18 protein-coding genes are annotated in these 22294 nt (G+C 39.5%); 7 read left to right on the forward strand and 11 right to left on the reverse strand.

The annotated features are described in order from the left end of the window. Positions 1-129: 129 nt before the first annotated feature. On the forward strand, positions 130-2940 hold the full coding sequence (locus BLS35_RS01835; RefSeq protein WP_090777173.1) for a PAS domain S-box protein: 2811 nt from the start codon (positions 130-132) through the stop codon (positions 2938-2940). A gap of 4 nt (positions 2941-2944) precedes the next feature. On the opposite strand, the gene BLS35_RS01840 is transcribed toward BLS35_RS01835, so the two are convergent. Beyond that, positions 2945-3841 (reverse strand): LysR family transcriptional regulator, encoded by an 897-nt coding sequence (locus BLS35_RS01840; protein ID WP_090777175.1) that lies wholly within the window; start codon positions 3839-3841, stop codon positions 2945-2947. A gap of 76 nt (positions 3842-3917) precedes the next feature. Between BLS35_RS01840 and hutH the strand changes: the two genes are divergently transcribed. Both hutH and BLS35_RS01850 read left to right on the forward strand, forming a co-directional pair. After that, positions 3918-5495 (forward strand): histidine ammonia-lyase, encoded by a 1578-nt coding sequence (gene hutH, locus BLS35_RS01845; protein ID WP_090777177.1) that lies wholly within the window; start codon positions 3918-3920, stop codon positions 5493-5495. Between the two features lie 40 nt (positions 5496-5535). Continuing rightward, positions 5536-7536, forward strand: coding sequence for a urocanate hydratase (locus tag BLS35_RS01850; RefSeq protein ID WP_090777179.1), 2001 nt, complete (start codon positions 5536-5538; stop codon positions 7534-7536). Between the two features lie 5 nt (positions 7537-7541). Here BLS35_RS01850 and BLS35_RS01855 read toward each other — a convergent pair whose 3' ends face one another. From BLS35_RS01855 to BLS35_RS01900, 10 genes are all read right to left on the reverse strand, one after another. Then, positions 7542-8240 (reverse strand): zinc metallopeptidase, encoded by a 699-nt coding sequence (locus BLS35_RS01855; protein ID WP_090777181.1) that lies wholly within the window; start codon positions 8238-8240, stop codon positions 7542-7544. A gap of 81 nt (positions 8241-8321) precedes the next feature. Further along, positions 8322-8813 (reverse strand): SRPBCC family protein, encoded by a 492-nt coding sequence (locus tag BLS35_RS01860; RefSeq protein WP_090777183.1) that lies wholly within the window; start codon positions 8811-8813, stop codon positions 8322-8324. Then, complete coding sequence (locus BLS35_RS01865; RefSeq protein WP_090777185.1) at positions 8800-9141, reverse strand: ArsR/SmtB family transcription factor; 342 nt, start codon at positions 9139-9141, stop codon at positions 8800-8802. Before BLS35_RS01865 ends, BLS35_RS01860 begins: the two co-directional genes overlap by 14 nt. Before the next feature lie 85 nt (positions 9142-9226). Then, entirely contained in the window at positions 9227-12358 is a 3132-nt protein-coding gene (locus tag BLS35_RS01870) for an efflux RND transporter permease subunit (protein ID WP_090777187.1), read from the reverse strand. Between the two features lie 29 nt (positions 12359-12387). Continuing rightward, positions 12388-13485 carry an efflux RND transporter periplasmic adaptor subunit gene (locus BLS35_RS01875; protein ID WP_090777189.1) on the reverse strand — a complete coding sequence of 366 codons (1098 nt, stop codon included), beginning with the start codon at positions 13483-13485 and terminating at the stop codon, positions 12388-12390. 8 nt (positions 13486-13493) lie between these two features. Further along, positions 13494-14750 carry a TolC family protein gene (locus BLS35_RS01880; RefSeq protein ID WP_254778608.1) on the reverse strand — a complete coding sequence of 419 codons (1257 nt, stop codon included), beginning with the start codon at positions 14748-14750 and terminating at the stop codon, positions 13494-13496. A 101-nt stretch (positions 14751-14851) separates the two neighbouring features. After that, positions 14852-16210, reverse strand: a complete 1359-nt coding sequence (locus BLS35_RS01885) for a sensor histidine kinase (protein ID WP_090777193.1) — start codon at positions 16208-16210, stop codon at positions 14852-14854. A gap of 5 nt (positions 16211-16215) precedes the next feature. Continuing rightward, entirely contained in the window at positions 16216-16896 is a 681-nt protein-coding gene (locus BLS35_RS01890; protein WP_090777195.1) for a response regulator transcription factor, read from the reverse strand. 60 nt (positions 16897-16956) lie between these two features. Then, on the reverse strand, positions 16957-17862 hold the full coding sequence (locus BLS35_RS01895; RefSeq protein WP_090777198.1) for a sugar phosphate isomerase/epimerase family protein: 906 nt from the start codon (positions 17860-17862) through the stop codon (positions 16957-16959). Positions 17863-17997: 135 nt separating this feature from the next. Further along, the gene (locus tag BLS35_RS01900) at positions 17998-18345 is read right to left on the reverse strand and encodes a hypothetical protein (protein ID WP_090777200.1); all 348 of its coding nucleotides are present in this window, start codon (positions 18343-18345) and stop codon (positions 17998-18000) included. Between the two features lie 123 nt (positions 18346-18468). Between BLS35_RS01900 and BLS35_RS01905 the strand changes: the two genes are divergently transcribed. The 4 genes from BLS35_RS01905 (at position 18469) to dinB (ending at position 22291) form a co-directional block, all read left to right on the forward strand. Continuing rightward, positions 18469-18915 (forward strand): KTSC domain-containing protein, encoded by a 447-nt coding sequence (locus tag BLS35_RS01905; protein ID WP_090777202.1) that lies wholly within the window; start codon positions 18469-18471, stop codon positions 18913-18915. 87 nt (positions 18916-19002) lie between these two features. Then, positions 19003-20544: a glycoside hydrolase family 10-like protein gene (locus tag BLS35_RS01910; RefSeq protein ID WP_090777204.1), complete on the forward strand. Its 1542-nt coding sequence runs from the start codon at positions 19003-19005 to the stop codon at positions 20542-20544. 47 nt (positions 20545-20591) lie between these two features. Further along, entirely contained in the window at positions 20592-21041 is a 450-nt protein-coding gene (locus BLS35_RS01915) for a GNAT family N-acetyltransferase (RefSeq protein WP_090777207.1), read from the forward strand. Between the two features lie 92 nt (positions 21042-21133). Beyond that, positions 21134-22291, forward strand: coding sequence for a DNA polymerase IV (gene dinB / locus BLS35_RS01920; RefSeq protein WP_090777209.1), 1158 nt, complete (start codon positions 21134-21136; stop codon positions 22289-22291). Positions 22292-22294: the final 3 nt, after the last annotated feature.

A 22294-nucleotide genomic window follows, 5' to 3' on the forward strand; every position in this document is an offset into this window, starting at 1 on the left:
ACTTTCTTTGAGTAAGCGCTTTGTGTCGCAGATGAATTGAATTTAATTAAATCAATATAATTTCTGGCGTGTTTTAGTTCAAATAATACTACATTCCGTTTGGTAAAACGTGAAAGGTAAAGGATTAAAATGAAACGAAAAGCGAGCTACTATAACTTATTTGAGAAGTCCCCACTGCCTATGTGGGTTTATGATGTCAATACATATTGCTTTCTTGATGTAAATATTGCCGCCACTGTATTATATGGGTTTTCGAAGGCGGAGTTTTTAACAATGACAATAGCTGCTATAATTCCGACGGAAGATGCAGATATGGCTAAAAATATTGTGCGGGAAAATGCTAAAACAGGAGAGCCCTATAAAAATACTTTTAGACATGTTAAAAAAAATGGCGAACTGATCGCTGTGGAAGTTGAAAGTAATGAGATTGAATTTGATGATAAACAAGCCCGAGTAGTTTTGGTCCATGATATTACCAAGCGTGTAGAAGAGGAGCATTGGTCTAAGCTATTGGAGTCTGTAGTGATCAATACAACAGATGGAGTTGTGATTACTAATACTGTTGAATCAGGTCCTGTTATTATTTATGTTAACGATGCACTGTTGAACATGTCTGGTTTTAGTCGGGAAGAATTAATTGGAAAAGTTCCTGATGTTTTTCATGGTTACAACCATGCTCAACAGGGGTTAAGAAAAATTGATACCGCTATAAAAAATGGACTTCCATGTAATGCTGAACTGATTAATTATACCAAAAGTGGAAAGCCTTACGATGTAAGCATTAATATTTGCCCTGTTGCTGATCATACCGGGGCCATCACCCATTGGATTTCTATCCAAAGAGACATTACAGAAAATAGGAACTATATAAAGGAGATTGAAGATCAAAACAAAAAACTAGTCGATATTGCCTGGATGCATTCGCATAAAGTTAGAGGACCGCTAACACAGATTATGTCGTTAATTGAATTGCTGAAGGACAATGTTTCTATTGAAGATCAGGATATTTTGCATGAGTATCTATCGAAGTCTGCATTGGAGCTGGATCATGTGATCTCTGATATTACGAAAAAGGCAGAACATGGTGCTTTTACAATGAACGAAAAGAGGTTTTATGCATTTATGGATGAATTGCCTGGATTGTGTTGGATTGCCGATGATGATAATTTTTTAAGATACGCCAATAAGTGTTTTTTTGAGACCCTTCATCTTACCCCGGAAATAATAGGAAAGCCACTTGAGGAAATTTTTGGGGAGGAGATAGCCCGAAGTGCACGATTAGACAATAAAGATGTGCTGAGGTCTGGGGAAAACAAGGAATTTCATCAAACTGTAAGAGATGGAAATGGGCATCCTCAGTATTATAAAACCTATAAATTCCCCTTTAAAGATGGAGAGGGCGGAATGGTTGGTGCAGTAGCATTTAATGTTACAAAAAGGATTAAGCTTGAAGAAGAACTTTATCAAAGTGAAGCTCAATTTAAACAGGCTTTTGAGCATTCGCTCGTTGGGATGGCGCTGATTAGTCCCCAAGGAAAATGGGAGAGGGTAAATAAAAGTTTATGTCAGATGCTTGGCTATACGGAGAACGAAATGAAGTCGCTTAGTATCCAGGATCTTACTCACCCTGAAGATCTTAAGGGGAGCCAGACTATATTAGAAGATTTGGCCCTGGGTAAGATTGAAGAAGTGAAATATGAAAAGAGATATTTACATAAAGACGGGAGTGCCATTTGGGTGGTTATCGCAGCTACGATGCTTTATGACAGTGCTGGGAAAGCACTTCATTATGTTTCTCAGATTGAAGATATTACCAAAAGAAAAGAGATTGAAAACGACCTGGTACTGAGTGAAAAGAAATATCGAACCATTTTTGAAAATGTACAGGATGTATTCTATCAAACGAATCAGGAAGGAATTGTTACTGAAATCAGTCCTTCTATTGCCCACCACTCAGGTTATCTCCGTACAGAGATAATTGGAAAACCTGTGGGGGATTTTTACTACTATCCCCAGGATCGCGAACGGATTATAGAACAGCTGCGCATTAATGGTGCTGTTATTGATTTTGAAGTCAGGCTTAAAACCAAAGATGAGGAGCTCCGCTACGCTTCGGTTAACGCAAAACTTAATGTGGAAAATGGCGTGATTATAGGGACTGAAGGCAGTATGAGAGATGTGACCAGGAGAAAGTTTCAAGAAAATGCATTACAAGCTTTAAACACTGAGCTTACCGCTTCAAATGAACAAAAAAATAAACTCTTTTCGATTATAGGGCATGATTTGCGAAACCCAATATCAGGAAGTTTGCAATTGCTGGATTTGACACTCAATGATTTTGAGTCGAGTTCGGCAGATGAAGTCCATTTGTATCTTTCAATGATGAAAACCGAGTTATCTAATGCCAATATACTGCTTGAGGATTTATTGACCTGGGCAAAATCTCAATTCGATGCCGTAAGTTTTAATCCTGTGGAAATTAAAGACCTGGCGGGCCTTATAGATAAATGTATTCAGACGGTTTCTCCTATGGCGATTAAGAAAAACATTAACATTGCCCCTTGTTTCAAAGGAGATATTTTGCTTCATGCGGATATCGGAATGTTGGAGACGATTATTAGAAACTTACTTTCCAATGCAGTTAAATTTACAGCTGCCGGGGGAAGTATCAAACTTAAGGTCGTAGAGCATAATAATGCTGTACTCTTTTCTGTGAAAGATAATGGGCTTGGAATTCCAAAATATAAGCTCAATGAGTTGTTCGATAAGAATTCAAACTATACTACTTTTGGTACTTTGGGTGAAAAGGGAACAGGTTTAGGCCTGAGTCTTTGCAACGATTTTGTATTAAAACATGGTGGCGTTTTATGGGCAGAGAGTGAGGAGGGGATAGGAACAACATTTTATTTTACGATCCCTGAACTGCTCAAAGATTCCTAAATGTTTAATCTTTTGTTTCTTTAAGTAAGAGCTCTATTACGTTTTTCAAGGCCGGATTTCTGTTCGATTCCTTCCAAGCAACATACAACTCCGTTCGCTGTGGAATATTTTTGAGCTCAATAAACTTAACATTTAAACTGTACCCATATTGCAAAGATGTGGGTACAATTGCTACCCCAAGACCTTCTTCGACCAACTTAAATATAGTAAGCGCATTTACTGATTTATGGAATACTTTAGGGCGAAAGCCGGCATCTTCACAAATACTGGTAATCAGCTCATGGTAAAATGGGCTGTCCTCACTTGAGAAAAAGATAAACTGTTCACTGCTGAAATCCCTTACGCTATTAAAATTGGTTTCATTTATTGGATGGTTCATAGGTAATACCATCGCAAAGGTGTCCTGATGAACCAGGTGTCTGGATATTCCTTCTGGTAAACGGTGCAGTCGGATAAAAGCGAGATCTAATTTGTCCTTTTCGAGCATTTCTACCTGTAGTCTATTGGGCATTTCGTCCAGAATAGTTTGTATTCCGGGATATTCTGTGTTTAATCTAAGTACCAGTTCTGGGACTATCTTTTGTGCTGCAGAGCCTAAAAAGCCAATGCGCAGTTCTGTTTCTTTTCCCTGGCTAATATTGTCGAGCTGGCGCCTGATGGTTTCCAGATGGTTAAAAATAAAGTCGACCTCTTCTTTTAAATACAGTCCTGCAGCGGTAAGCTCCACCTTTTTTTTGCTACGATCGAATAAGCTTACATTAAATATCTCTTCCATTTGCATGATTTGCCGGCTAAGGCCGGGTTGTGAAATAAATAGTAATTCTGCTGCCTTTCTGAATTTTAATTCCTGAGCAAGAATCTGGAAATATTTCAAGTGACGTAGTTCTATTTGATAACTCATGGTTATTGGTTGATGATGTAATTGGTATTTATAAGTATCAAAGATAGGGGTTATATTTGTGTAAACGATTTTTGATATGAGTGTTAATCAGTTTTTTAATTACGGTTCAGACTTCCTTACAGTTAGCAAAGCGCTGGCAATTAGTAAAGGAAACTTGAAAGGGGTTTTAAGCCCTGAAACCCGTCAGAAGATAAAAGAAAGCAGTGCTATAGTTGAAAAAATAGCACTTGCAGATAAGCCTGTTTATGGCATTAATACTGGTTTTGGTCCATTGTGTACCGAAATGATTTCTGCTGAAGATACCAAAAAACTGCAGGAGAATATTCTTAAGAGTCATGCCGTTGGTGTAGGAGAACCTATAGATGCTGAAATATCCAGATTAATGTTGGTACTTAAATTACAAGCACTAGCAAAAGGTTATTCAGGTATTCAGGAAGCTACCTTGGATCGTATGATCTGGCATTTGGAAATAGGGGCTATACCACTAGTTCCAAAGCAAGGCTCTGTCGGTGCTTCGGGTGATTTAGCGCCTTTATCGCATCTTTTTCTTCCCTTAATTGGATTGGGGAAAGTGCATTACAAAGGAGCTGTTGTAGCTACCGCGGATCTTTTAAAAGAACATAACCTTAAGCCCATTGCTTTAGGAGCGAAGGAAGGTCTGGCGCTAATTAACGGTACTCAGTTTATAGCCGCTCATGCGGTAAAAGTGGTGGCTCGTTTTTACAATGTATTGGCTACGGCAGATATCACTGCTGCCATGATGTTGGAAGGATTGATGGGATCGGTGAAGCCTTTTGATGAAGGATTACATAAATTAAGACCATACGCTGGGAATCAGCATGTGGCTGCTAACATTAGAAATCTGTTGGCGGATTCGGAGATTGTAAGTTCGCATTTGGATTGTGCGAAAGTGCAGGATCCTTATTCTTTACGTTGCATTCCGCAAGTGCATGGGGCTTCCAGAAATGCCTGGTTACACCTTAAGGATACCTTAGAAATCGAGATCAATTCGGTTACAGATAACCCGATTATCTTTAGCGAAGACAATACCATCAGCGGTGGTAATTTCCATGGACAGCCTATTGCCATGCCTTTAGATTACGCTTGTTTGGCAGCATCAGAGATTGGTAATATATCAGACCGCAGAATCTATCTTTCTTTGGAAGGAAATACGGATGGTGTACCTAAATTGTTGATGAAGGAAACAGGTTTAAATTCCGGTTTTATGATCTTACAGTATACTTCTGCAGCTTTGGCCAGTGAAAATAAAGGACTATGCTTTCCGGCAAGTGCCGATAGTATTCCTACCTCATTGGGGCAGGAGGATCATGTGAGTATGGGCTCTATCAGTGGGAGAAAAGCGCTACAAGTGATTGAAAATGTAGAGAAAATTTTAGGTATAGAACTTTTCTGTGCTGCGCAGGCGATGGATTATCATGCGCCATTAAAGTCTGGAAAGATCGTAATGGCTGTACATGAGTTTGTACGTTCTAAAATCGAACATCTGGAAGAGGATCAGATCATGTATGAAATGATGGAAAAAGCAATAGAGATGGTACAGAGTGGGACAGTTTTAAAAATTGCTCAGGAATTAGCGGCCAAAGAGAACGTTGTTAACACTACTCCATTTACTGCGCAATTTGAAGATTTTTAGGTCAATATTGAGTATTGTTCAGCTATCAAACCCAATAATAATGAATTTTAAGGAACAAATATTACAGGGGATTCCGAGTCAATTGCCTGAAAAAAAAATATACGATACAAAGGTTAGTCATGCACCGGTACGCAAGGATATTTTAACGAAGGAAGAAAAGAAGCTAGCACTTCGTAATGCTTTGCGTTACTTCCCTGAAGCCTGGCATGAAGAACTAGCGGCCGAATTTTTTGAGGAGCTAAAGACCTATGGCCGGATTTATATGCATCGCTTTAGGCCGGATTATGATATGTATGCACGCCCCGTAGCTGAATATCCATATCAGAGTCTTCATGCGGCCTGTATCATGCTGATGATTCAAAATAATCTTGATCCGGCAATTGCTCAGCATCCACATGAATTGATTACTTATGGAGGGAACGGTGGTGTATTTCAGAATTGGGCGCAGTATCTGCTTACGATGCAGTACCTGGCCAGGATGACGGATGAGCAGACCTTGAATATGTACAGTGGGCATCCGCAAGGCTTGTTTCCTTCTTCTTCAGCGGCTCCACGTGTGGTTGTAACCAATGGGATGATGATTCCTAACTACTCTTCTCCTGATGATTTAGAGAAGTACAGTGCGCTGGGGGTAACACAATACGGACAAATGACCGCTGGTTCTTATATGTATATCGGTCCACAAGGTATTGTGCATGGAACAACGATCACCCTAATGAACGCTTTTAGGAAGAAATTGGATGCTACTCAAAGTCCGGCAGGTCGGATTTTTCTGACCGCAGGTTTAGGCGGAATGAGTGGTGCGCAACCGAAAGCGGGTAACATAAGTGGTTGCATCACAGTATGTGCTGAAATAAATGCTACAGCCGCTCGTAAAAGGCATGAGCAAGGCTGGGTAGACGAGTTGTTGGAAGATTTGGACGGATTGGTTGCAAGGATCAAAACTGCGCAAGCTGTAAAGGAAACCGTATCTCTTGCCTATATTGGAAATATCGTTGATGTATGGGAAGGTTTTGACGAGGCTGGTATTTTTGTGGAGATTGGATCAGATCAAACTTCATTACATAATCCATGGTCTGGCGGTTATTATCCGGTTGGACTTAGCTATGAGGAGTCGAATGTAATGATGGCTGCTGAACCTGAGCATTTTAAAGCGCAAGTTCAGGCTTCATTAATCAGACACGCCGCGGCTGTAAATAGGCATACATCAAAAGGAACTTATTTCTTTGATTATGGTAATGCTTTCTTATTGGAATGTAGTAGGGCAGGAGCTGATGTAATGGCAACTAATGGCATAGATTTTAAATATCCATCTTATGTAGAGGATATTTTGGGTCCAATGTGTTTTGACTATGGTTTTGGTCCTTTTAGATGGGTTTGTGCTTCGGGTAATCCCGAAGATTTGAAGATCACAGATCAACTGGCTTGTGAAGTGATGCAGGAGATCAAAGAAAAAGCTCCAGCAGAAATACAACAGCAATTACAAGATAATATCGTTTGGATAAAAGAAGCTGCGGCTAATAAGCTCGTGGTAGGCTCTCAGGCAAGGATTTTATATGCAGATGCTGAGGGGCGCGCTAAAATCGCCCTGCGCTTTAATGAAGCAGTAAATTCAGGTCGTTTAACTGCTCCAGTGGTATTGGGAAGGGATCATCATGATGTGAGTGGTACAGATTCTCCTTTCAGGGAAACCAGTAATATTTATGATGGAAGTCGTTTTACAGCTGACATGGCTATTCATAACGTGATTGGCGATAGCTTTAGAGGGGCAACCTGGGTATCCATCCACAATGGTGGTGGTGTAGGCTGGGGCGAGGTGATTAATGGTGGTTTTGGAATGGTGCTTGATGGGACAGAGGCTGCTGCTGGAAAGTTAAAAAGCATGCTGTTTTTTGATGTGAATAATGGAATTGCCAGGAGAAGCTGGGCCAGAAATAAAGAAGCCCGCTTTGCCATAACCAGAGAAATGGAACGGACACCGACATTGAACATTACCATGCCGCATTTGGTGAATGATAACCTATTGGATAGACTGTTGTAAAATGACTAATGGCGGTCTCTGCTATTTACAAAAAGCAAGATGTAATAAAGTAAGGTTGCAATAGAGCTAATTGCAGCTACAACATAAGTACGTGCTGCCCATTTTAGTGCATCTGCTGCTTTGTCGTGTTCGGCAGGGGTGGTGATGTGACTTCTTTCAAGCCAGCTCAATGCCCGGTTACTCGCATCGTATTCAACAGGAAGTGTAATGATCGTAAAAAGTGTAGTGATGGCAAATAGGGCTATCCCTACAAGTAAAATGGTAGGATTTGCGTTTCCTACTAAAAGTCCGAGCCCCGCAAGTATGATCCATTGGGAAAGTTGTGCGCTGATATTAACTATAGGGACAATTGCACTACGGAAAGTCAGCATTTGATAAGCAGTAGCATGTTGCACGGCATGGCCACACTCATGCGCGGCAACTGCTGCTGCTGATATACTCCTTCCCTCATACACATCGGGGCTCAGATTTACTGTTTTATCTTGTGGGTTATAATGATCACTTAAATGCCCTGGTACAGAGGTGACACGCACATCGTAAATGCCATTATCCGCCAGCATTTTTTCGGCAATTTCTCTGCCGCTCATGCCATTCTGAAGGCCAATCTGGCTATACTCATTAAATTTACTTTTGAGCCTGTTGCTAACAATCAGCCCAACTATAAACATAATGCCTGCAATCAGATAATAACCCATTAATCCCATATTTTCTTGTCGTTTTTGTGATCGTTTTATCAATAACAATCAAATTCGGAATTGGTTCGGAATGTGGCTGGTTTTATCGTATTATGTTAATAATATTGTCTCAAGTCGGTTAAACATTTTGATCCAGCTTTGGTAAGCGCCAGTCTGTTTAGCTTCTGCTTCAGAAACGGTTTGATGAATAGAAAGCTTAGTCTGGTTACCAATTGATTTGAAAGTAACGGTCGTTAAGGTTTCTTCAGGCCAATCCTCCGGTTTTCCAGCTTCTGTGGCGCCAACATTATGGCCATCCTCGTTAGTTAAGATCATAGAGAAGACCAGTTTTTCAGGAAAAATAACTTCTTTATAAAGCCCCTTTATCCAGCAATCCCCATGTATTGGATCGTGAATACAAGAATGAAAGGATCCACCTTCCTTAACATCTATAAATTTAAATTCAACAGTACAGCCGTCAGGGGCGTACCAGTGTATTAGTTTTTCAGGATCTGTCCAGGCCTCAAATACAAGTTCCCTTGGCGCGTTGAAGAGGTGTGTAATGAACAGTTCTTTTTCTTGTTGGGGGTTATTTTGTTCCATCTTGCTGGTTTTTAGTTTGTAATTCGTTCAAATAGGTATCCAGTTTTTCAAATCTACTAACCCATTGTTTTTTGGATTGCTCAATCCAACTGACTACTTCATTAAGCTGTTCAAGCTGGGCTTCACAATAACGTTCACGTCCTTTTTGGGTAATGACAACTAAGCCGCATTCGGTAAGAATTTGGATATGTTTTGAAACTGCTTGTCGACTAATGTCGAAAGATTCAGCTATTGAATTTAGATTCAGTGAACCTTGAGCGATTCTTTGAATAATCTCCCGGCGGGTAGGATCGGCTATTGCCTGGAATACATCTCTTCTTGTTATCATTGTGCAACTATTTGATTGCAAATATAAGTGCAATCATTTAATTGCGCAAATGTTTTCAAGAGAAAATATTCCAGGAAAGGCGGTCTTATCGGTTTATTATTTGCTTTAAATGTTTCGCTTTTTTATTGTAGGACCAATAAAATACGATAGGGTATACAAATAAGCAGAAAATGGTATTGGTAATTAAGCCGCCAATGACCACAATAGCCAAAGGTTTAGAAGCTTCTGAGCCTATTCCTGTAGACAATGCAGCCGGCATTAAGCCTATTGCAGCCATCATAGCCGTCATGATTACCGGTCTAAGTCTGGTTGCTACACCATCTCGTATGGCGTCTGCAAAGGTCCAGGTTGGATGGTGTTTTAGTTCTACCATATTGCTTTTGAACCTCGTAATCAGGATTACACCGTTTTGTACGCAAATACCAAACAAAGCAATAAAGCCAATTCCTGCCGAAATGTTGAAATTTACCTTTGTGATGAGTAAGGCCAGTATGCCCCCAACCATTGCATAAGGAACATTGTTTAAAACCAGTAATGAGTCTTTGATATTGCCAAATAGTACAAATAGGATGAAAAAGATCAACAGCAGGCTAATTGGTACGGCAGTAGATAACCTTGAAGTAGCTCGTTGCTGGTTTTCAAAATCGCCAGCCCATTCCAATTTATATTCTTTCGGTAATTTGATTTGCTCGGCTACTTTCTTCTGTGCCTCGGCAATGGTACTCCCCATATCGCGACCACGGATTGAGAATTTTATAGCGCCATATCTTTGGTGTTTATCTCTGTAGATAATGCTGGGGCCGGTAATCTTCCTGATGCTGGAAATTTCACTCAAAGGTACTTTAGCGCCTGATAGGGTAGGGATGCGTAGCGCGCCTATAGAAGCTTCATCGTTTCTGAAATCTTCCGGGTAACGGATTCTTAGATCGAATTTTCTCTCCCCTTCGTAAATCTGGGTAGCCGCTTTACCACCAATGGCCATTTCGATAATGGAGTTGGCATCTTCAGTAGTAACTCCATACAGTGCCATTTTACTCTGATCCAGATTGATTTGCAGTTCCGGCTGTCCCAGATTTCTTAGAACCCCAAGATCTTCAATACCAGGAACGGTTTTCAGAATGTTTTCTATCTTTTCTTCCTGAGCTTCTATAAAACTGAAATCACTGCCAAACATTTTTACTACAATAGAACCTTTTACACCCGATACTGCTTCTTCGACATTATCAGAGATTGGCTGAGAAAAGTTTAGACTGATACCAGGATAGTCTTTCAGTTTCTCCTGCATGCGTTGCACAAGTTGTTCCTTAGTTTCCTTTCGTTTCCATTCAGATCTTGGGTATATGTCTACCAGAAATTCCATGTTGTAAAAGCCTGTAGCATCGGTGCCATCGTTTGGTCTGCCGGTTTGCGACATCACTTGTTTTACCTCTTCGAAGCTTAAAAAGATCTTTCGCATCTCGTTACTCAGCTTTTTGGTCTCATTTAAGGAAACACTAAGCGGCGCACTGGCCCTTACGTAAATAGAACCTTCATCAAGGGTGGGTAAAAACTCTGTACCTAGAAATTTGAAGCTGAAAAGACCAACAATCAAAATGATTAGAGAAGAGAAAAATACGAGCTTCCGGAATTTAAATGCAGCATTATAAGTGCTCATCACCGCTTTGGTTAGGTATTCCAAAAAGATGTTGTGCTTTTCTTTTACATTCTTCTTTAACAATACACTAGCCATAGCTGGTACCAATGTAAAAGTTAACAATAAGGCACCTAGTAAGGCGAAACTTAAGGTCCATGCTAGTGGAGAGAACATTTTTCCTTCTACCTTTTCGAAGGTAAATATGGGCATAAGGCCGGTAATGATGATTAGCTTAGCAAAAAAGATACCCTTACCATTTTCCAGACAGGCTCTTTTGATGATACCAAGTTTGCTCATCCGGTTAAATTTCTCCGTGCCATTTTTATGTGAATTGTAATCAAGCGCTACAAAAATCCCTTCGACCATTACTACTGCACCATCAATGATGATCCCGAAATCGATGGCCCCCATGGACAATAGGTTAGCCGACATGCCTTTCAGTTTTAAACAGATAAAGGCAAAAAGTAAGGCCAGTGGGATGATTATGGATACAATTAATGTAGTTCGCCAATCGGCCATAAAAAGAAACACAATCAGGGTTACAAAAATGATCCCTTCCAGCATATTGTGCATCACTGTATGTGTAGCAAAATTGACCAGATTTTCACGATCATAAAATGGACTGATTTTTACATCGCCTGGTAAAATATTCTCATTTACTTCCTTTATTTTCTCTTTTAAGGCAGTGATGACTTCGCTTGGGTTTTCACCCTTGCGCATCACAACAATACCTTCTACTACATCAGGATCACGGTCGCGGCCAACTTGTCCCAATCTGGGTAGGGCTGATTCCGTAACCTCGGCAATGTTTTTTACATAAACGGGTGTTCCTTTAAAATTATCAACGATGATGTTCTTAATTTCATCAATGTTGTTCAATACACCAATTCCTCTGACCACATAGGCTTGCCCGCTTTGTTCGATGACATCACCACCTACGTTGACATTACTTTTAGAAACGGCTTCGAAAAGTTCTGTTGCCGTTACACCATATTGAAGTGATTTTTGAGGATCGACAGTAATCTGGTAGGTCTTAACTTCGCCACCAAAACTAACTACATCGGCAATTCCTGGAACGGAAAGTAGCTCGCGCTGAATTACCCAATCTTGTAGGGTTTTTAGTTCTCTTATTGATTTCTTATCGCTTTTTAAGGTATAGCGGAAGATCTCGCCGGTAGGGCCATAAGGCGGTTGTACCTCGGGTTTTGCACCTGCCGGAAGGTCAGCTTCATCCAGGTGATTGTTGACCTGCACACGGGCAAATTGATAATCTACATCATCTTCGAAGGTGATTTTTACGACAGACAGGCCAAAAAGAGAAGAAGAACGGATACTGGTTCTTTTTTCAGTCGGGTTCATTGCAATCTCTAGCGGACGGGAAACGAACTTTTCTACCTCCTCTGCACTACGGCCCGGCCATTGCGTAATGATGGTGATATTGGTGTTGGTTACATCAGGGAAAGCTTCAATCGTGGTATGCTTGAAACTTAAATAGCCCGCCAGAATTAATATGAAGGTGCTGAAGAAGATAAAATACTTATTCTTCAGGGAAAAATTTATAATAGACTTAATGAATTTATTCATTACAGTTTGGATTTAAAGGGTGAAGACGATTATGGTTTCAAGCTGTCGTAAAGGAATAGCTGCTTAGAAGCAACCACACGGTCGCCAGTATTAAGCCCTTTGCTGATGTAAGCCTTATCTTCAAATTTTCGGCTGAGTTCTATTTCCTGGATTCTGATTTTTTTAACCTGATCCAGTACTAATACATAATATTTATTGTTGTCAAAAATGAGACAGTCTGGATGTACTGAAGGTAAGCTGATGCCGTTTTTAGTGGCGATCTGTACAGTGGCCATCATTCCTGGTTTTAGCAAATACCCTGGGTTATTAATCACTACACGAGCATTCATTACTTTACTGTCATCATCTAGCATACTATAGATCTTGCTAATCTTACCTTTAAAGGACTTATCTGGATAAGAGAGAATGGAAATACTTACTTCATCGCCCTCTTTTACCTTCGAAATGTCGCTTTCGTAGATATTAACCAATGCCCATACATCCGAAAGATCCGCCACAGTAAATAGATTTTGATTGTTATCTGGTCTTACCTGCATATTACTCGTTACATTTTTTTCGGTTACAAAACCTGATAATGGCGATGTCAAAGCATAAACTCCATTTTTGTTACCACCGTTCAGATTTAAAATTGAACGGCTTCTTTTGTCTTCTGCTTGTTTTACCAACAAGTCGTTTTTAGCTTGCTCTAGCTCCAAAGCTGAGGTAAGTCCGCTGTTATATAGGTCTTGGACCAATTTTACATTACGCTGTGCATTGCTTAGCTCTGCTGAAGAGCTGATGGCTTCTTTATCAAAGCCCGCCATTTCGGCACTGGTCATAGTTGCTAACAATTGTCCTTTGCTCACGCGGTCGCCAAGTTTTATCGGAACGTTTTTCACATGACCACTTACCATTGGGTAAATCTTGGCCGTCTTTTCTTCGTTTGCAGTGATCTTTGCTGAGAAATTGATATCAGTTTGATTATTTGCACTTTTTACGGTGTCTATTTGGAGTCTTTTTATTAGTGAATCTGTCAACTCAAACTTTTCATCTTTTGGTGTTTCCTTAGTCTCTTCAGTGCAGCTTGATAAAAATAAGGCGGCAGATAACGTGGTTAAAATCCCGATGTTTTTTAGCGTATTTTGCATATGTGCGTTTATTTAAAAATGGTGGATCCTGTTACAAAATTGATTTCTTCTTTCGCGTTCATGCGCTCATATTTTAAGCTGTTCATCTGAAGGGTACTCGCCTTATAGGAATCATAAAAATCAAGAAACTCGATCAGGCCAATATTTCTGTTTTTGAAGTTTTTGATGACCTCAGCAATCAGTTTGTCAAAGTCCGCATTGAAGTTTTTATCGAAACCTTGGTATAGGCTCTCTGTCCGTAGTGCCGAAGTATAGCTGTTGTGAACCTCGTTTTCCAATTGCGCGTCCTGTTGTTGCAGTTGGACTTTTTGAGCATCAATTGCAATTCTGGCTTTTTTAATCTCTCCCTGATTCCTGTTAAATAGGGGTAAAGGGAGTTTAATTCCAATACCTGTATAATTATCGGGGTAACTTCCTTTTAGATCATAGCTTAGAGAGAACTCTACATCTGGTATGGCGTTAGCCTTTTGTAGCTTTAAGTTATTTTCGGCATATCTGATACCTGTTTTCGCTAATTGCAAATCCGCTCTGTTGTTACGTGCAGAATCTAGTAGGTTTGTATACACCTGTTTGTTTAACTGGTAGTTCTGTTCTTCCTCGGGAGATACAACCAAAACAAGCTCTGCATCAGGTTGCAGGTTGGTCATCAGTTTAATCTCAGTTTGCCAATCTTCAATCTCATTCATTAGTGCACTGTATTCACCCTGTAAGGAGTAGAGTAAAGACTTAATGCGTATGATGTCTTTAACGGCCACATTACCTAGTTTTAACTGCTGCTCATTGGCGCTTAATAGCAATTTCAAGGAGTTGATTTGCTGTTCGTAAATTTTGGCAGACTGTTGATTGTAATAGGTTTTGTAAAAGGTAGAATTGAGGTTAAAACGTAGTGTACGCATCAAATCAAAGTATTGGTATTCTGCTAGTTTGACCCCGGCAGTAGCCAATTGAATATTTTTATTCCGCTTTCCAGCTAGTTTGATCATTTGAGATAGCGCAGCCTGGTACTGTCCGGTGGCCTTGCTAGTTTCGAGGAATCTTTTAGTCTCAGGGTTGTAAAGCAAGTTTTCGTAGCTTATTTCAGGATTATCGAATAGCCTGGCGGTAATTACATCAGCTTTGGCCTGGTCGGTTTGATATTGCCGGGCAATTAGTTGGTAATTGCTTTGTATGAAATGTTTCTCCGCGTCTGATAAACTGAGCTGAATGACATTTTTGGTTTGAGCAGATGTTGCAGTTGTCATAAACAACAGTGCTAACATGCTCATAAGTGAATTGAATTTTAGAGATAAGCGGACCATTTGTGTATCGTTTGGTCAAACCTATCCTTATGGCATTAAAGGAAAATTAAACAGAAATTAAAATGGGATTAAAACTTTGGGAAGACAACCTTTATAGTTGTGCCTTGGCCTTTTTGTGACCTTGCAGTGATACTGCCTTTATAAAGAGTGATGATTTTGTGAGCCATATACAATCCCATACCACTACCTGTATACCCACTTTCAACTGCTGAACTGTAAAATGGTTTGAAAATCTCCTTAAGTTCTGCTTCAGCTATTCCTATTCCCTGGTCTGTAAAGGAAAGGTGGATCTCTGAGGATTGTAAATCAAGCAGGCATTGAACCGCTTGGTTGTCTGAAAATTTAAAGGCGTTAGATACAATGTTGTTGAGCGCAATATGTAATAAAATGGGATTGGCTTCAACCAATAACTCAGTTTCATTTTCAGGTAGATTCCTCATCTCAATCTGAAGGGTAAGTGCTGAACGATCCTTCCATTCCTTTTGTAAGGCCCATAAGATTTCATCGATGCGAACGGGACTAAGTTTCGAAGAAGCAAAGTGAAGATCGGCTTGAGCCAGATTTACCAGTCCGGTAATGATGCTTTCCATTTTTCCTGCATCTTCCAGTACCGAGTTTAATGCTTTTTGGTAATCTTGTTTTTCACGTTCTTGCGAGAGTGCCAGCTCTGCAGCAATGGTCATTCTGGTTATGGGGGTTCTGAGTTCGTGCGAAGCATTAGCAACAAAGGTTCTTTGTAGTACAAAAGCTTGTTCTATATGTTCCATTAGGGCATTAAAATTACGGGCCAGTAGATTAATCTCATCTTTGTTTTTTCCCTCTTGCACCCTAAAATGTAGATTGTTGGATTTAATTTGCTTGACTTCTCCAATAAAGCGGTCTAAAGGACTTAAAATTTTCTTAGCAATCCATCTGCCCGAGAGGAGGAGACCGATAAAGATGAGCACAAAAATGACCAGCATGATTTTTCGTAATTTATCAAGACGATAATAGGTGCTTTGATCAACAGCTGAGGCTATAATTACAAAATCACCCTGATTATCTTTATAATAGATGCCGACTACTTGTCTTTCTCCATCTTTAAATTTGAGTTTACCTAGGTTTCTTACTTTATTAATGGTGCTGGTACTCCAGTATTGCTGATCATCACCAATAAATGCCGCATTGTTTTTGGAGTTGTAGATTCGGATCACTTCTCCATTTAGTTTCTCCAGATACAAATTTCTCACCTTGCTTAGCGAATCTGTAGAGATCTCATCAGCTTCCAGATACAGCTTTGCAGTTACCATAGTCCGATCAGTAAGTCGCGCAAAGAAGTCGGCCTCCAGAAATTTAAGAAAAGTGAAATAAATGGCCGACAATAATATCAGCATGACTAATGTACTGCTTAAGGTAAAATATAAAGCGAGTCTGTCTCTGATCTTCATGCTTGTTACTTAAGGATGTAGCCCATGTTTATTTTAGTGTGGATGAGCTTCCTATCAAATCCTTTTTCTATTTTGTTACGTAAAAAGTTTACATATACATCAATTACATTGGTGCCAGTATCAAAGTTAATGTCCCATGCATTTTCGGCAATGTACTGTCTTGAAAGTAGGCGGTTTGGATTGCGTAAAAATAGTTCGAGTAGAGTAAATTCTTTGGCGGTAAGCTCTATTGGTACACCAGCCCGTTGCACCTCTTTGCTATATGTATTTAAGCTGATGTCATCAAAGCTGAGCATTTGATCATCAGTTTTCTCCGGTTGAAACTGATTTCTTCTCAGTAAAGCTTCGATCCTTGCCAGCAGTTCCTTAAAATGAAATGGTTTTACCAGGTAATCATCTGCACCCGACTTTAGCCCGGTCACTTTATCATCAATGGAACCCAAGGCAGTAAGCATGAGTATTGGCAGCGTTTTATGAGTTGTTCTAAGTTGCCGACAAAGTTCTATTCCATTAAGTCCAGGCATCATAAGATCAAGGATGACCAAATCGAAATTATTAGTTTGAAAACTTTCGAGCGCCTGAATACCGTTGCTAATGCTGGTTATTTCATACCCATATTCTTCCAATCCGGTTTTAATCAATTCGGCTATTTTCAGGTCGTCCTCTGCTAATCCAATTTTAAACATGCTTGCAAATATAAAAGGGAAATTTACTTAATTGCCATTGTAGCTTAGAATGTGGTGTATTTAAATCTTCACTTTTAAGGTGTTCGTTAAATAATCGCGGGTAATCTGACCACTTTGCAATGGTGTGCGGTCTTTTACAGGAACGGCATCTAGCTCAACAATTGCATATCCATTGTAGTTTATGGTTTTTAATGCAGCTAGTATGGCAGGTAAGTCAACGCGCCCCTGGCCAAGCTCTACAAAAATATAGCCTTTAGCATCTGTGGTATTTTTTACATCCTTGATGTGCAGACAATCTAATCGGTCTTTATATTTCAATATTGCCGCTGTAGGATCTCCGCCACCTTGTTGGTAATGGGCTACATCCAGTAAAAGTTTAACATACTTTGGATCCGAATGTTGTAAAATTATAGCCACCTCTTCTGGTGTTTGTCCAAGCTGCCCCATGTGATTATGGTAAGTTGTTTTTATTCCAATAGCGGCAGTCCTTTTTCCAATTTCATTTAACAATTTTGCATATTTTATCAGGTCTTCATTTGTTACTGGGCCTGACTTAGGACGTGAGGAATTGGTAACTTGTATGCTGTCGCCACCAAGAATTTTAACAAAACGAGCGCTTTCTATATGTTTGGCGATTTCGGCTTCATCATTACCCGTGTTCATATTAGCATTGCCACTCGAATACATGGCTAGTTTTAATTTTGCGTCTTTTAGTAATTTGATTAGTTCGTCGGGTTTCTGGCCAAATTCTGTAAAAGCATTGGCTCTTAGCTGGATTCCTTTAAAACCGAGTGAAGATATATCCTGAATGGATTGTTTAATGTTATTGCCCCAGGTGATTGCAGCGTAGCCATATTGAATTGCAAAAGGGGAAATTACGCTTGCAAATAAGTTGGATGATGCCATCAAAGGCGCGGCGGATAGCAGGCTGATTTGAGTAAGAAAACTACGGCGTGATTGTTTCATGTGTTCTTTTTTAGGGGGTTGAAGTGTTAATATACGCCGAATTTAATTTTATACAAAAAAAGAGGTGCCATTAAGCACCTCTCCTAAAATTGAATCTAAAACAATTATTTATTTTTCTTTACCGCTTTATTTTCTTTACCGCTTTATTTTCTTTACCGCTTTATTTTCTTTATAGCGCATATCAGGTGTGCCATCTTTTTTGGTTGGTGCAGCAACTGGTTTTACTACAGCTTTTGCTTTATTTTCTTTAAGACGCATGTCTGGTGTACCGTCTTTTTTTAAACCCTCTACCTTTGTTTTAGTAGTTACAGTTGTTGTTGGAGCAGCTTTAACTCCTTTTTTTACAGGTGCAGTAACTGTTTTAACTTCTTTTTTCACCACTTTTTTTGCTGGTGCATTGTGTACAGCAGTTGCTGGTGTTTGGGCAAATGTGGTAGTTAAACCTAATGCCATAATTGCGATTAATCCTAATAATTTTTTCATGGTTTCTGTTTTTATTTCTATTCGTTAATTGTATTGTAAAGTTGAAATAATTAAATGAAGATTACATGAAGAGGAGTAAGATGCTTATGTTAAAGTAAATATGCTTACCTTTGCGCAAATTTTATGAAGAAGATCACTGATTACAGAAAACTATTAGGTGTACAAAAGGATGCCGAATTAAAAGAATTGAAATCCATTTACAGGAATTTAATGAAAGACTGGCACCCTGATAAGTTTCAGGACAGCGAAGAAGCTAAACTTGATGCCGAAGCTAAAAGTAAGGAAATCATTGAAGCTTATCATTTCCTGGTAAGTATAGCTCCAGAAACACTTGCACTTTCTATTGATGAATATACGCAAACTACTGCTACTTGTGGTATTGCTGATTACAATTGGGCCGGTTTAGTACTTACTGTGCACTTTTTGGATGGCAGTGCTTATGAATATTTTGGTGTGCCTAAAGCGGTTTATGTGAAGTTGGTAAATGCTGACTCACCTGGTAGATTTGCACGTCGTCATATTTTTGGTTCTTTTCCTTACAGAAATATTGCCAAATTACAAACGGCTTAATACCGTGTAAAAAAAATACTTTACTTATAGGTTAAAGGAATAATCGTTCGTAGCTTTGGTACAACATACGATAAAAGCTACGAACTATTGAAAGTATCATTTAAAAATCTTGAAAAGGGGCTGCTGGCATTATCTTGCTGCAGCCTATTTTTATTTTATTCCTGCGGGACAAGCAAAAGAGTTAGGACTTCGGCTACTGAAATTAAGTCTGTGATTGCCGATAGGCCTCAGGTTGCTAAAGAATTCAGGGCAGCATGGGTCGCCTCTGTGGCTAATATCAACTGGCCTTCTAAGCCTGGTTTAAGTACTGCTGAGCAACAGAAAGAAGCACTCTTTCTGCTTGATTTTTTAAAAAAGAACAATTTTAATGCAGTTATATTTCAGGTTAGGCCACAAGCTGATGCCTTTTATAAAAGCGATTTGGAGCCATGGTCTGTTTTTCTAACTGGTAAACAGGGACAAGCACCGAATCCTTATTATGATCCGCTACAGTTTTGGATTGAGGCAGCACATGATCGTGGATTAGAACTTCATGTATGGCTTAATCCTTATCGTGCACACCATACTTCGGGTAAGGTGATTAGCGATCAATCCATCGTTAAGAAAAGGCCTGATCTGGTGCTGAAGCTAAAAGATGGGCAGTATTGGATGGATCCATCAAATAAGGGGACTCAAGACCATGCTTCGGCTGTAGTAAAGGATATTGTAAAACGCTATGACATTGATGGGGTTCATTTTGATGATTACTTTTATCCTTATGAGTCTTATAACGGTGGTGCTGATTTCCCAGATGAGGTCAGCTGGGCGGCTTACTTGAAAAGTGGTGGAAAGCTAAGCAGGGGTGATTGGCGTCGGCAAAGTGTGAATCAGTTTATAGAGCGGGTTTATAAAGAAATTAAAGCGGAAAAGAAATATGTGAAGTTTGGCCTTAGTCCATTTGGTATTTGGAAGCCAGGTTACCCGGCTTCAATTGAAGGTTTGGATCAATATAATAAACTATATGCTGATGCGAGGTTTTGGTTAAACAAAGGTTGGATCGATTATTTTATGCCACAACTATATTGGTCTATTAATAATGCAGCACAAAGTTTTCCGGTATTGCTGGGATGGTGGGCATCTGAGAACACCATGAATAGACATTTATGGCCTGGGATGAATGTTGGCCTGGGTGGAGATGATAAGAATGTGGATGAGATTGTGAATCAAATCATGATTACACGTGGTATGTTACCCAATAGCCCCGGTGCCGCACACTGGAGTATTGCTGGATTAACTAAACATGAGAAACTAATCAAAGGTATTGCTGAAGGTCCTTATAAAAAACAGGCTCTTGTTCCGGCGAGTCCTTGGTTGGACGATAAAGTACCGGCAGCACCTGATGTTAGAACTGAATTAAAACAGGGACAATGGAAGCTTAGCTGGAATGGTATCGATGCTAAAGATGTATTTAGGTGGGTGGTATATGTTCAGTATGACAATAACTGGAGCTACGTGATTCTAAATCGTAATGATCGCTATTTGGTTAAATCGGCTTTAGAGGGTGGTGCGAAGTTAAATAAGATTGCAGTAACTGCGGTCGATCGTACAGGAAACGAAAGCTTGTTTAGAGAAGTTGTATTGGCAAAATAGGACCATATGTTTATTTACATTTAAAATTTTATTAATCGTTTTGACTTATGCTCGCTTTTGTACGAACTGATTCATTAAACCAGGATTTCATTGATTTGGTAAAATTATTGGACAAGGATCTGGCTGTGAGAGATGGTGAAGACCATTCGTTTTATGCTCAGTTTAATAAGATTGATCTGATTAAAAATGTCGTTGTTGCTTATGAGAATGAGAAACCTGTAGGTTGTGGCGCATTCAAATATTTTGATGCCCTTACTGTAGAGATCAAAAGGATGTATGTCTTGAAGGCTGCGAGAGGGAAAAAGGTAGCTAGTAAAGTTTTAATGGAACTTGAAACCTGGGCTAAAGAAATGGCCTTTAATAAAGCTATTTTAGAAACAGGGAGTCGCCAGCCAGAAGCTATTGGTTTATATGGAAAAATGGGCTATGCTATTATTCCTAATTACGGTCAATATGAAGGGGTGGAAAATAGTGTTTGTTTCGAGAAGACATTGTAGCCTAATTCCTATTTTCAGCTAATTTTTTTAGTTTAATTAGTTTTTACTAAAAATATTAGTCTTAACTTTGCTCTTAGCTAAATTTGTTTGTTATGAGGGAAGGGAAGCAAATCATCCATATGGACCAGGATGCTTTTTTTGTATCTGTTGAGCTGCGGAAAAATAGTAAACTAGAGGGGAAACCCATAATTATCGGTGGGGTATCAGATCGTGGGGTAGTGACTTCATGTAGTTATGAAGCTAGAAAGTTTGGGGTGCATGCCGCTATGCCATCGCGTATGGCAAAATTATTATGCCCACATGCGGTGTTTATTAAGGGGGATATGGATGCCTATTCACAGGCTTCTCATGATATTACTGCCATTATCAAAGAAAGAGTACCGCTTTTTGAAAAAGCGAGTATCGATGAGCATTATATCGACATGACGGGAATGGATCGGTTTCATGGTTGCATGAAATATGCACATGAACTGCGTGAAACAATTATGAAAGAATTGAAACTGCCCATTTCCTTTGGCTTATCGGTAAATAAAACAGTTTCGAAAATGGCTACTAATGAGTGTAAGCCCAACGGAGAACTGGATGTGGTAGCGACTGGTGTACAACCTTTTTTGAACCCGCTTTCTATTAGAAAAATTCCGGGACTTGGTGAGAAAACCTTTCTTAAACTTAGTGATATGGGAATCAAGAGGATTTTTACGCTGGCCCAGATCCATCCCAATCATATGAATGCCTTGCTAGGGAAAAGCGGTCTCCAGTTATTGCAAAAAGCAAAAGGTATTGATAATAGCCCAGTAATCCCTTATACAGAACAAAAATCTATAGGTACACAATGCACCTTTAAAGCAGATACCATTGATGTGGATATCATCAATAATTTATTGATCTCAATGGTGATGGATATTGCTTTTCAGTTGAGAGAAAAAAATAAACTCGCAGCCTGTATTACCGTAACCATTAGGTACGCCAATTTTGAAGACGTAACTAAACAGGCGGTGATTCCTTATACTTCGCTGGATAGTACGCTAATTGAAAAAGCAAAGGATTTATTTAGACAGGTGTATACAAAACGAATGTTATTAAGGTTGGTTGGTGTACGGCTTTCGAACCTGGTAAATGGATTTGAACAGATTGATCTGTATAGCGAATCAACTACACAATATAGCCTGGTACAAGCTATGGATAAGATCCGCAAGCGCTATGGCGAAAAGGCGATTACAAGGGCTTCGGTTATGAACTTAAATCTTTAAAAC

The organism is Pedobacter sp. ok626 (assembly GCF_900100435.1).
Classification (GTDB): Bacteria; Bacteroidota; Bacteroidia; order Sphingobacteriales; family Sphingobacteriaceae; genus Pedobacter.

Bases quoted from the DNA above. Each gene is read 5' to 3' on its own strand.
- BLS35_RS01835 (WP_090777173.1), top strand. From the start codon at position 130: ATGAAACGAAAAGCGAGCTACTATAACTTATTTGAGAAGTCCCCACTG.
- BLS35_RS01840 (WP_090777175.1), bottom strand. From the start codon at position 3,841: ATGAGTTATCAAATAGAACTACGTCACTTGAAATATTTCCAGATTCTT.
- hutH (WP_090777177.1), top strand. From the start codon at position 3,918: ATGAGTGTTAATCAGTTTTTTAATTACGGTTCAGACTTCCTTACAGTT.
- BLS35_RS01850 (WP_090777179.1), top strand. From the start codon at position 5,536: ATGAATTTTAAGGAACAAATATTACAGGGGATTCCGAGTCAATTGCCT.
- BLS35_RS01855 (WP_090777181.1), bottom strand. From the start codon at position 8,240: ATGGGATTAATGGGTTATTATCTGATTGCAGGCATTATGTTTATAGTT.
- BLS35_RS01860 (WP_090777183.1), bottom strand. From the start codon at position 8,813: ATGGAACAAAATAACCCCCAACAAGAAAAAGAACTGTTCATTACACAC.
- BLS35_RS01865 (WP_090777185.1), bottom strand. From the start codon at position 9,141: ATGATAACAAGAAGAGATGTATTCCAGGCAATAGCCGATCCTACCCGC.
- BLS35_RS01870 (WP_090777187.1), bottom strand. From the start codon at position 12,358: ATGAATAAATTCATTAAGTCTATTATAAATTTTTCCCTGAAGAATAAG.
- BLS35_RS01875 (WP_090777189.1), bottom strand. From the start codon at position 13,485: ATGCAAAATACGCTAAAAAACATCGGGATTTTAACCACGTTATCTGCC.
- BLS35_RS01880 (WP_254778608.1), bottom strand. From the start codon at position 14,750: ATGAGCATGTTAGCACTGTTGTTTATGACAACTGCAACATCTGCTCAA.
- BLS35_RS01885 (WP_090777193.1), bottom strand. From the start codon at position 16,210: ATGAAGATCAGAGACAGACTCGCTTTATATTTTACCTTAAGCAGTACA.
- BLS35_RS01890 (WP_090777195.1), bottom strand. From the start codon at position 16,896: ATGTTTAAAATTGGATTAGCAGAGGACGACCTGAAAATAGCCGAATTG.
- BLS35_RS01895 (WP_090777198.1), bottom strand. From the start codon at position 17,862: ATGAAACAATCACGCCGTAGTTTTCTTACTCAAATCAGCCTGCTATCC.
- BLS35_RS01900 (WP_090777200.1), bottom strand. From the start codon at position 18,345: ATGAAAAAATTATTAGGATTAATCGCAATTATGGCATTAGGTTTAACT.
- BLS35_RS01905 (WP_090777202.1), top strand. From the start codon at position 18,469: ATGAAGAAGATCACTGATTACAGAAAACTATTAGGTGTACAAAAGGAT.
- BLS35_RS01915 (WP_090777207.1), top strand. From the start codon at position 20,592: ATGCTCGCTTTTGTACGAACTGATTCATTAAACCAGGATTTCATTGAT.
- dinB (WP_090777209.1), top strand. From the start codon at position 21,134: ATGAGGGAAGGGAAGCAAATCATCCATATGGACCAGGATGCTTTTTTT.